The organism is Micromonospora sp. DSM 43699, from assembly GCF_055517075.1.
This window is the reverse complement of the sequence record NZ_JBTMMT010000133.1, coordinates 1-3255: the sequence shown is the minus strand read 5'-3', so window position 1 is coordinate 3255 and position 3255 is coordinate 1. Positions and strand designations below refer to the sequence as shown.

Genomic DNA, 3255 nt, shown 5'->3' with positions numbered 1-3255 from the left:
GATCAAGAGGTTTTGGTCAAAATTCCGTTCGGAGAGCCCTCAAACTTCTTGATCACCGATCCGGGGGCGGAGAGGACGCGGCGGGCGGCCGGGGAGGGAGCGGGACGTGGGGGACGTGGGGGACGGGAAGGTTGGTGGGGGACGGGAGGGTGGTGGGGTGGGGAAGTCGCTGGCAGGTTACGGTGAGTTACCTGACAATCGGGTGGTGGAGTGGGCCGCTGGTCGGTGCGGTGGCAATGCTTACGCCCATGTCCTCACCCCGGACGCCGCTGACGCGGCTGCTCACCGTGCTGCTCGCCGGCCTGCTGGCCGGTCTGGTCCTCGCGGTCGCCGCGCTGCCGGGCAATCTGCTCGCCGGAGCCGCCACCAAGGCGGTGCTCGGGGCGTTCGACGACCTGCCGGCGGCGCTGCGCACCCCGGCCACCCCGCAGCGCTCCTACCTCTACGCCAACGACGGTAGGACGCTGCTCACCACGTTCTACGACGTCAACCGCACCGACGTGGCGTTGGCCGAGATCGCCCCGGCACTGCGGCAGGCGATCGTCGCCGCCGAGGACCGGCGCTTCTACTCCCACGGCGGGGCAGACCTGCGGGGCATGGCCCGTGCCCTGGTCGCCAACGTCACCGGCGGCGGCACCGCCCAGGGCGGCTCCACGCTGACCATGCAGTACGTACGCAACGTGCTCAAGTCCGACCCCACCCGCACCGCCGAGGAGCGGCAGGCGGCCACCGAGCAGACCGTCGGGCGCAAGCTCCAGGAGATCCGGTACGCCACCGAGCTGGAGAAGACCCTCGGCAAGGACGAGATCCTCAACCGCTACCTCAACATCGCCTACTTCGGCTCCGGGGCGTACGGGGTGGCCGCCGCCAGCCAGCGCTACTTCGGCAAGACACCGGCCGACCTGACCCTCGCCGAGTCGGCGCTGCTGGCTGGCCTGGTCCAGTCCCCCGACGCGTACAGTCCGATCGACGGTGACCGGGACGCGGCGCTGCGGCGGCGCGGGTACGTGCTCGACTCGATGGTCGCCACCGGCGCGATCACCGCGGCCCAGGCCGACGTGGCCCGCGCCGAGAAGCTGACCCTGCGCCCCACCGCCCAGCCCAACGGCTGCACCGCCACGGCCACCGCCGACGCCGGTTTCTTCTGCGACTACCTGCGCCGCTGGTGGCTGGAGCAGCCCGCCTTCGGCGCGACCGCGCAGGAGCGGGAGCAGGCGCTGCGTCGGGGCGGCTACACCGTGGTCACCTCGCTCGACCCCGACGTGCAGGCCACCGCCGTGGCCGAGGCCCGCAAGGTCTACCCCGCCGACGACAGGCGGGCCCTGCCGATCGCCGCCGTCGAGCCCGGCACCGGCCGGGTCCTCGCCCTGGCCGTCAACCGGGAGTACGGCGTGGGCGACGGCCAGACCGTCAACCCGCTGGTCTCCGGTGGCGGCAGCATCGCCGGCTACCAGGCCGGCTCGACGTTCAAGCTGTTCACCATGCTGGCCGCGCTGGAGAACGGTCGTACCCTGTCCACCGGGTTCGACTCGCCGAGCCGGCTGACCACCCGGTTCCCCGCCGAGGGCGAGGCCGCCTGCGACGGTAAATGGTGTCCGGCCAACGCCAACCCGGCGCGGATGGACGGCTACCGGATGATGTGGGACGGCTTCGGCCGCTCGGTGAACACCTACTTCGTCTGGCTGGAGGAGCAGGTCGGCCCGGCCAAGGTGGTGGAGATGGCCCAGCGCCTCGGGATCACCTTCCGTGCCCAGGCCGACGCCGACCTCGCCGCGCACGACGCCGACGACTGGGGGGCGTTCACCCTCGGGGTGTCCGCCACCACCCCGCTCGACCTGGCCAACGCCTATGCCACCGTCGCCGCCGAGGGGACGTACTGCGCCCCGATGCCTGTGGTGTCGGTGACCGCCCCGGACGGCACGACGGTGCCGGTCGGCGAGCCGTCCTGCCGGCAGGCGCTGTCACCGGACGTGGCGCGGGCCGCCACCGACGCGGCCCGCTGCCCGGTGGGCCAGCAGTCGGCGTACGGGCAGTGCAACGGCAGCACCGCCGGCGGGGTGGACCGGATCGTCGGCCGTCCGGTGGCCGGCAAGACCGGCAGCTCGGAGCAGAACGCCACCGAGACCTTCGTCGGCTTCACCCCGCAGGTGGCGGTCGCCGGCATCGCCGCCAACCCCGACGACCCGAGCGACGCGGTCGGCGCGGCGGTGCAGGGCGAGGTGATCACCGCGGTCGCCCGGACCATCCGCACCGCTGTCGACGGCCAACCGGTCCGCGACTTCACCGCTCCCAGCCGGGAGCTGGCAGGCAACCCGCAACGCCCGTCGCCCCGCCCGTCGCCCAGCCTGCCGCAACCGGACCAGGGCCTCCCCTCGGACCTGCTCCGCTGGTTGCAGAACCGCCGAGGCTGAGCCGGGATCCGTGCGTGGCACATGATCTTCAGCGGTAGTGGCGAGGAGGAACCAGCGGGACCACCAGCCGGGCGCGGGGGCCGGGATGGTGGCCGTGCTGTCGACGGGCCGGGGTGTTGGCTGTGCTGTCACCGGGGCTGGACCGGGGTGCTGGCTGTGCTGTCGGGGCTGTTCGACGCGGGGCGGTGACGCCTACCGGCGGGCGGTCGCCGCGGCGACCGCACGGTCCAGGGCGGCGGCCACCGTCGCCGGGTCGGCGTCGCCGTCGATCGTGGTGAAGGCGCCGAACTCGGGGAGCGCCCGGTACCCGGCGTCCAGCGCGGTCAGGTGCGCCAGTTCCTCGGTGTCGATGCCCCGGTCCGACACCCGCTGCCGGGCCAGCTCCGGGGCGACCGCCAGGAAGCAGACCAGGTCCGGCCTGGGAAAGAGGGCGTACGCGGCGCGGACGAGTCGTACGCCCCGGTCGCCCCGGGCTCGCATGATCACGTACTGGCACCAGGTCCAGCGGTCCATCACCCCGACCCGTCCGGTCAGCCGGGTGACCACCACCGCTCGGGCCAGAGCCAGCCAGCGCACCGTCGCCTCCAGCACCGGGTAGCCGCGCCGACCGAACAGGTGCACACCGTCGCGACGACCCACCGCCCGCGCCAACCGGTTCCACAGCGGCCGTCCACCGGCGTTCTCGAGGTACGTCGCCGGCACCCCCGCCGCGTTCAGCCGCCCCACCAACCCCTTCGCCTGGGTCGACTTCCCGGCCCCGTCCACTCCCACCACCGCGACGACCACCCCACGCCCCACCCCCGGCACCCTAACCACCCCGAACAACCCCACCCCCCAAACTGCC

General features: G+C 73.3%; 2 protein-coding genes. One reads left to right on the top strand and one right to left on the bottom strand.

The features are described 5' to 3' along the window. Positions 1 to 248: 248 nt before the first annotated feature. Positions 249 to 2411, top strand: a complete 2163-nt coding sequence (locus tag AC0AIB_RS30835) for a transglycosylase domain-containing protein (RefSeq protein ID WP_465098023.1) — start codon at positions 249 to 251, stop codon at positions 2409 to 2411. 192 nt (positions 2412 to 2603) lie between these two features. Here AC0AIB_RS30835 and AC0AIB_RS30830 read toward each other — a convergent pair. Further along, positions 2604 to 3255 (bottom strand): dTMP kinase (locus AC0AIB_RS30830; RefSeq protein ID WP_465098022.1); only part of this gene is annotated, 652 nt, incomplete at its 5' end.